This is a genomic window from Olavius algarvensis spirochete endosymbiont (assembly GCA_900608495.1).
In the GTDB taxonomy this organism is placed as follows: Bacteria; Spirochaetota; Spirochaetia; order DSM-2461; family DSM-2461; genus UBA2779.
In genome coordinates, this window is sequence record UWYT01000174.1 from 1 (window position 1) to 7,457 (window position 7,457).

The window sequence follows — 7,457 nt, forward strand, 5'->3', positions numbered from 1 at the left end:
GCCGGCGTGATCTTCCGGATGCGGTGGTTGCCAGTATCTGCCACATAGACATTGCCCTCTGAGTCCACAGCCACGGCGATAGGGTGGTTGAACCGTGCCGTGGTGCCAGCGCCATTCGCAAAAGCCGCTGTGCCAGTGCCGGCAAAGGTGCTTACCACCCAAGGCATGCTGGTGCTGTCGGATCCCATACTGGTGCTCTCGGAAACCTTGCAAGACGCCAAAAGGCTCATAAAAGCCAAAACCAGGATACTGGGTATTCTATTCATAATTTCTCACTAAACTACTAGGTTGACTGCAATTTAAAACAACTTACTTGATGCTATCACTCAATTCACCGGAAAATTCAGAGGTTTTCTCAAATCCAGCGTCTACTTTCAAAGCGATAACTAGCTCCGGCCTTCGCATCAAGAGGCAGTTCTAAAAGATAACACATTTAACATGAGAAGCCATCACGCCGCTGGCCAGGGCACCTTGTACTCTATCTTCCGGATACGGTGGTTGCTATGATCTGCCACATGGAAATTTGGGGACTTTCAAAGGTATGGGGCATTGTTCCCAGTGGCGTGTTTTCGATGAAATCTTTCTGAGTTTCCCATGATTCACTCGTTCTATTCCTGCTCGTTCTCAGTCTAGCCATAGAACTTAGCGCCCTTGTACGGCTCGGAATCAACCCTGAACAGGCGAGGAAGCAGCCGGTGATCGGCATGGTTTATTCAGGTGTTTCGGGCCTTGCTATCCTTACGGATCACCTCGCTATCTACCTGTCTCTTGTTTTGCCGAAAAAACTGAATTATCGATCATCGGAGCCGTTCACCTGATGCTGGAGGCATTGCCGTCACCCTCTCTCATGTTAACCGAAGAGATATCGAGTATTTCCATTTATCAAGTTATGTCGGGGAAGTCGACATCGACGCTACGGCTTCCATTTGCGACTTCATTGAACTTACAATCCCATCTTGAGAACTGGCTGGAGTTGGTTTTACCTCACCGAATACAACTAGTCGTCAAGTGAAGATGCTTAATGAAGACATCATTATCAAGTGGTCTCATATATCGGCAAGATTTCTTCAGGAGTGCCAGTTCTTATTAGCTCTCCGTTCTCCAGCCAAATAAGCCTATCACAGTTTTCAACAGATGATAGTCTGTGAGCGATAATCATTATCGTCTGATTGCCCTTGAACTTGTCGATGGTTTGCCTAATTGCTTTTTCGTTTTTGCTATCTAATGAACTTGTGGCCTCGTCAAAAATCAATATTTCGGGGTTGGTGTATAATGCTCGAGCAATTGTTATGCGTTGTTTCTGTCCGCCAGAAAGCATGGCTCCCCGCTCACCGATCCGGGAATAGATACCATCTCCTAGTTCGTCAATAAAATCTATTGAAGCCTTGTTACATGCCTGGAGAATTCTTTTTTCATCAGCCGTATTCAACTCCTCACCCAACGCCACATTTTCCGCAAGTGTGCAATCATAAATATAGGGAAACTGATGAACATACCCAAAGAGTTTTCTCCACTTCGGTAGGTTTTCCGGTGTTACATCGAGGCCATCAATCTTCATTTGTCCCTTGTCCGGTATAAGAAGTCCTATCATTATATCTACAAGAGTGCTTTTCCCAGCTCCCGAATGACCAACTATTCCAATGGATTCACCTTTGCGAATTCTGCACGACAAATTTTTTATTGCATATTTTTTCGAGTTTCTATATGAAAACGAAACATCTATTAATTCTGCTTCATGATCAAAAATCGACGTTTCATCATCCTGTGTTTTCATACCATTGTAGTGGCTGGATGAGAGGTATTTCTTCCTTTTTTCTTGTTCAGCAAATCGCCTCATTTCATTCATGGTTTCGAAGAAACGATCAATTTGTGGGATATTCCCTCGAATCTGTGTCAAGAAACTGACTATTCGATTGATGGCGGGCAGAACTTTCCAGGCTGCAACAGCAATTATTGCTAAAGTGCCAATGATTTCCAACCAACTCAAATGAAGAATGCTAACCATGAGAATAATGGATAGGGACAGGAAAACAAAACCAATTGCTTCCATAACATGAGTTGGAATACTGATCAGAACCTTGCGAAGACTGAAACATCTGGAATATCGATAGCTTTCCTCAGCATATGATGTTTGTATTTTCTTTTCCAGGTTAACGATTCTGACATCCTTCATTCCGTAAGCCGCCTTCGATGCTTCCAAATTGCTGGATATTGAAGTATTAAGTAGCTCCTTTGCGGTATTATCGACCTTCTTACGTACAACCTTGTATATGTAATAGGATATCAGCCCAATTACCACTGTCATCGCCGGCATCAATATCGGCTGGATAATGAATACGCTTGTTAGCATAACCACCGTAAGAATGGAATTACTTACAACATTCAAAGACGATTGCATGAATTGACCTATAAATTCCTTTAAATTGATAGTGATCAAAATTTCTTGAGGATTTCGGCTTAAATGCCATTCATAGGCTACATCCATAATCATGCCCAACATTTCATCTCCAAAAAAGGCTTGCACGCGTGCTTCAAACCTACTAACATATAAATTCACAAGCACAGAAAGCCAGTTCTTAATTGCAACTGCGATTACAACCAGCATGCTCAATATCAGAACCAGTTTTTCATTGGTCATGGTTTTTTCTATCCCAAAATAATCCATGAATCCGGCAAAGAGTGAGGATGCCAACACTTTCTCCGGAACCGAAATCGAAGTTGCATATAGGGAAATCAAACCAAGAATCAAGGCATCGGCAAGCGCAAGGACCACCATCACCAAAAAAAGCATGAAGAAATCGCGCTTTAGTCTTGGAGGCAAGGGTTTCATTACCTTTTTGAGATATCTTATTACACTAATGCTTAATAACAACTTTCCAAATCCTGCCTTTGAGCACCCATCCCACCGACCGGTGAGCAAAATGGATCAGTACATGGCTTTTTATATCAATAGACTAAAGCATCTTAGAATAACAATGATGCTGTTTTTGAGACACCCGTTCCGCCGGGTATTTCGAACTCTTAAACACGTTGTCGGCTATGAGCACGAAAAATCTCCCCAGCTCAAGATGCAGCCAGTCAAACAAACCATGACTTCAATTTCCTACACTTCTGTTTCACATTTCTCAAAACTCGCAATACGGCTATAACTCTCTCAAGGTCGTTACGAAAAATATACAGCCATTTAAGATATATACAAAGTTCCCGAAATTCCTTACGTTCGAGAATCGTTTTGGAAAAGATCTCTTGTTGATTGCTGTCTGACAACAGTATTAACCTCACAAAGTTGTCTCTAGTAACCATGCGTGCTCTCTTCTTGAGCATTCTTAATTCATCTCGGTTGAGTTCTATGTGGATAGCCATTCCTACGAATAACTCATACTGGTTCACATGGAATTTACCTATTGCTAAATCATCAAATTCTGTTTGCAATGTTGGTTTGTAATACCTATACAGTGGCTGGTTTATTATTGCTATTTCGTACTTGCTGTTCAATTTGAGCTGCATAACTGCATCTGTACATTTACCAGAAAAAATTCTGAGAAAACTCATTTCATCTCTATCTATTAGCTCTTTGCGATACATAATGGTAGGAAATGGCAAAACAAAGCTTGTCTCCAGGTATGCCTTCATAATTTCCCGACGTTTGAAAATTTTGATGCTCTCATGATAGCCCCCTGGATATACAGAAGCTTCTCCACGCTCGTTGAATATACTGATACATGTCCCAACCAGCGGAACATGTGGGTTATTCTTAAGAAAAGTAACTTGTTTTGTTAATGCACCGGGAACAGCTAAATCATCGTCATGGTATATCACAAAGAACTCTTTGGTAACGTGCCTGAGCGCTACATCTAAACTCCCGAAAAAGCCGATATTTGATTCATTTTTCTTATATACAATCTTAAAGTTATTCCTATATTTCTGCAATCTGTCAATTTTGCAACTCCCGTTATCGATTATCGTGACAGACGAAAATTCAGTTTTGCATGAAATCAGCGACTGAAGCATTTTATGAAGTCCATCCTCACGGTTGCACGTCGTTATGAATATCTCTGGCATCATCATTTTGCATCCATATTCCTTTTGTATCGATTATTCCGGTAGTTCCTATGAAACTGTATCGGCATAGACTCAACTTTCGAGGTTGTATTAGAGTCGCCGTTTCGACTTTGAGGAAAACTCGTTAAGCTGTGCCGCACAGATTTCATACATGTTTTCATACGCATACTTCTTGTACCAGTCAACCGTCAACTCTATTGAATCTTCAATGTCCAGCAGTGGTTTCCAATTAAGCTCTATACGGGCCTTAGTACTGTCTAAACTAAGCAGAAGCGCTTCGTGTTGACTATCAATTTGAGTAACAGCTTCCAAGCTCCCCTTACCATAACAGGCAATCAATCGTGTCGCAATTTCCCAAACTGACAGCATGTATCCTTGTTCGGGCCCAAAATTCCATCCACCTGAGTATTTTGCCGGATCCTCGGCAAGTCTCTGCGCCAGCAGCAGATAGCCGGCGGTTGGATCAAGTACATGCTGCCATGGTCGTGTGGCTTTCGGATTTCTGATTTCAATAGTTCTGTTTTCTTCTATTGCTCTCATACAGTCAGGGATTATTCTGTCACAAGTCCAGTCTCCACCACCGATTACATTCCCAGCCCTCGCACTTGCAACAGCTTTACCATGAACCGAATGTCGGCTGGGATTGAAGTATGAGCGTCGCCAAGCGCTTATCGCTATTTCAGCCGCAGCTTTTGAAGAAGAATATGGATCATATCCACCCATGGGATCTGTTTCCCTATATCCCCACAGTTTTTCTTCATTCTCGTAGCACTTATCAGAAGTTATCATTATCCCTATTTCACAGCTCGACGAGTCCTTGATACATTCAAGAACGTTGATAGTTCCCATGACATTGATCTCATAGGTTTCGATCGGGATATCATAGGAAATACCAACAACAGACTGCGCCGCCAGATGAAAGACTATTTCGGGCTTGTATTGCTCAAATACTGTCCTCAGTTTACCGATATTTCGAATATCGCCTCTCACGTCAATCATTTTGACGCCTAAACCTGCAAGAACATAGTTGTCTCTAGATGTGTAAGGATCCAAGCCATAACCTATTACCTTGGCTTTCATTTCCAGGAGCCAAATTGATAGCCAACTTCCCTTGAAACCTGTATGACCTGTCACCAATACAGTTTTGTTCTTCCAATATTCCGAGTCAATCATTCCAAACTTTCCATGGTGCTTTTCCGGAGGCCCAAAGATTGCTTAATTCGTGTTTGTCGCGCAAGGTGTCCATGGGTTTCCAGAAGCTCTCATGCTTGAAAGATGATAATTGTCCCTCGTTAGTTAAACGAACAAGTGTTTGTTTTTCCAAGGAGGTTTCATCCCCCTCGATATAGTCAAATATCTTGCTCTCAAAGACAAAGAAACCTGCATTAATCCAGGTACCAGAAACCCGGGATTTTTCTACAAAAGTTCTAACCAGGCTCTTCTTGCCAATGTCGATGGTACCAAAGCGACCTGTAGGTTGAACTGCTGTCAAGGTTGCTATTCTGCCACTTGCTTCATGGTGTTGAAGTAACATACCAATATCAACGTTCGAAACTCCATCTCCATATGTAGTCATAAAAGTATCCGTACCTGTATAGCCTATTACTCTCTTAATTCGTCCGCCGGTCATCGTCTCGTGTCCGGTATCAACCAATGTTACTTTCCATGGTTCAGCATGCTTGTTATGAACCACCATTTCATTCCTTCCGATATCAAAGGTGACATCAGCCATATGTAGGAAGTAATTTGCGAAATACTCTTTTATTACATAGCCTTTATAACCCAAGCATACTATGAAGTCGTTAAATCCATGAAACGAGTATATCTTCATGATGTGCCAAAGGATTGGTTTTCCTCCTATTTCCACCATAGGTTTAGGTTTTATTTCGGTTTCTTCACTGATTCTTGTTCCGTATCCACCAGCTAGCAATACAACCTTCACTTCTTCAACTCCAGGTAGTTATTGATGACCTCAAGACAATAATCAATGGCAACTTCTGATAAACCCGGATATGTTCCTAAAAAAAAGGTGTTTTTCATAATCATATCCGTATTTGTAAGACTCCCCGCGATTCGTTTTGGTATGTCCAGATAGGCCGGCTGACATAGCAAATTTCCCCCAAACATATTGCGGGTTTCAACTTTTTCGGTTGCAAGACAGTCTGTCAATTCCACTCTTGAGAAACCAGCACCGGGTTTTACAGTAACTGGATAGGCAAACCATGAAGGGTTACTGTTGGGTGTTGCCTCAGGCAGTATGAAGAATCGTTTCCATTCCTGAAATCCTTTCGCCCAGAGCCTGAAATTTCCTCTTCTCTTCTCAATGAAGCAGGGCAGCTTCTTTAACTGCTCAACACCGATAGCAGCCTGCATATCTGTAACCTTGAGATTGTAACCAATATGAGAATAAACATATTTATGATCGTAACCTTCCGGCAGTGCGCCATATTTGCCCGAAAATCTACGACCGCACGTGTTGTTTTCGCCACCCTTGCAATAACAATCTCTCCCCCAATCTCGAAAGGATATAAGTGCCCGGGCAATAATGCCATTGTCAGTAACAACCATACCGCCTTCGCCTGTAGTTATTTGGTGGGCTGGGTAAAACGAAAAGGTGGCAACATCTCCATAAGTTCCTACCATTTTCTCCCTGAAGGTAGCTCCTAGAGCATCGCAACAGTCTTCGATTAACCACAGATTGTGTTCATCTACAATCTCCATGATACCATCCAAGTTGTAAGGATTGCCTAGGGTGTGCGCTAGAAAAATGGCCTTGGTTTTGGGTGAGATAGCTCTTTTAACTGCCTCTGCTCTCACATTGTAGGTGCCCAACTCAACATCGACAAAAACTGGAATCATGCCGTTTTGCAGTATGGGATTCAATGTTGTGGGAAACCCTGCGGCAACCGTAACAACCTCGTCACCAGGTTTGAGACTTCTTTCCCCAAGAAGTGGCGAAGTAAGTGAAGTTAGGGCAAGCAAATTTGCAGAAGATCCCGAATTCGTCAGGATCGCGTATTCTGTACCAATATAATCTGCAAAATCGGCCTGAAACTCATCGGCATATCGCCCTTCTGTCAGCCAGAAATCTAAAGAAGCGTCGACTAGTCTTATTAACTCCTTCTCGTCGAAAACTCTGCCAGCATATCTTACAGGGGTTTCCTTAGGTACAAAGGGTCTCATTCCAAATCGGGCTCTATAAAATTCCCCTACCAGCTCCAGTATACTTGCTCTAAGTTCTGTCTCTCTCATCAACAGCTATTCCGCAATTCGGCAATCAGAGGCTCGCGACATAGAGCCGTACTGATTGAACTATTTTCATTATTTGACTGCGCATAGAAAACATCTCCACATCCAGAGTGGAAGTCGATAGTACCAGTAAATCATACTTACGC

Annotated in this window: 5 protein-coding genes and 1 pseudogene; all 6 read right to left on the bottom strand. The window is 42.5% G+C overall.

From position 1 onward, the window contains the following. Positions 1-266, bottom strand: a pseudogene (locus S1OALGB6SA_RS04200) (hypothetical protein); the annotation flags it as partial. A 770-nt stretch (positions 267-1,036) separates the two neighbouring features. Next, complete coding sequence (locus S1OALGB6SA_RS04205) at positions 1,037-2,872, bottom strand: ABC transporter ATP-binding protein (protein ID WP_124032662.1); 1,836 nt, start codon at positions 2,870-2,872, stop codon at positions 1,037-1,039. Positions 2,873-3,078: 206 nt separating this feature from the next. Then, complete coding sequence (locus S1OALGB6SA_RS04210) at positions 3,079-4,068, bottom strand: glycosyltransferase family 2 protein (protein WP_124032663.1); 990 nt, start codon at positions 4,066-4,068, stop codon at positions 3,079-3,081. 84 nt (positions 4,069-4,152) lie between these two features. Further along, entirely contained in the window at positions 4,153-5,235 is a 1,083-nt protein-coding gene (rfbG, locus tag S1OALGB6SA_RS04215; RefSeq protein WP_124032664.1) for a CDP-glucose 4,6-dehydratase, read from the bottom strand. Next, positions 5,228-6,004 carry a glucose-1-phosphate cytidylyltransferase gene (gene rfbF / locus S1OALGB6SA_RS04220; protein ID WP_124032665.1) on the bottom strand — a complete coding sequence of 259 codons (777 nt, stop codon included), beginning with the start codon at positions 6,002-6,004 and terminating at the stop codon, positions 5,228-5,230. Before rfbF ends, rfbG begins: the two co-directional genes overlap by 8 nt. Further along, positions 6,001-7,314 (bottom strand): lipopolysaccharide biosynthesis protein RfbH, encoded by a 1,314-nt coding sequence (rfbH, locus tag S1OALGB6SA_RS04225; protein ID WP_124032666.1) that lies wholly within the window; start codon positions 7,312-7,314, stop codon positions 6,001-6,003. Before rfbH ends, rfbF begins: the two co-directional genes overlap by 4 nt. Positions 7,315-7,457: the final 143 nt, after the last annotated feature.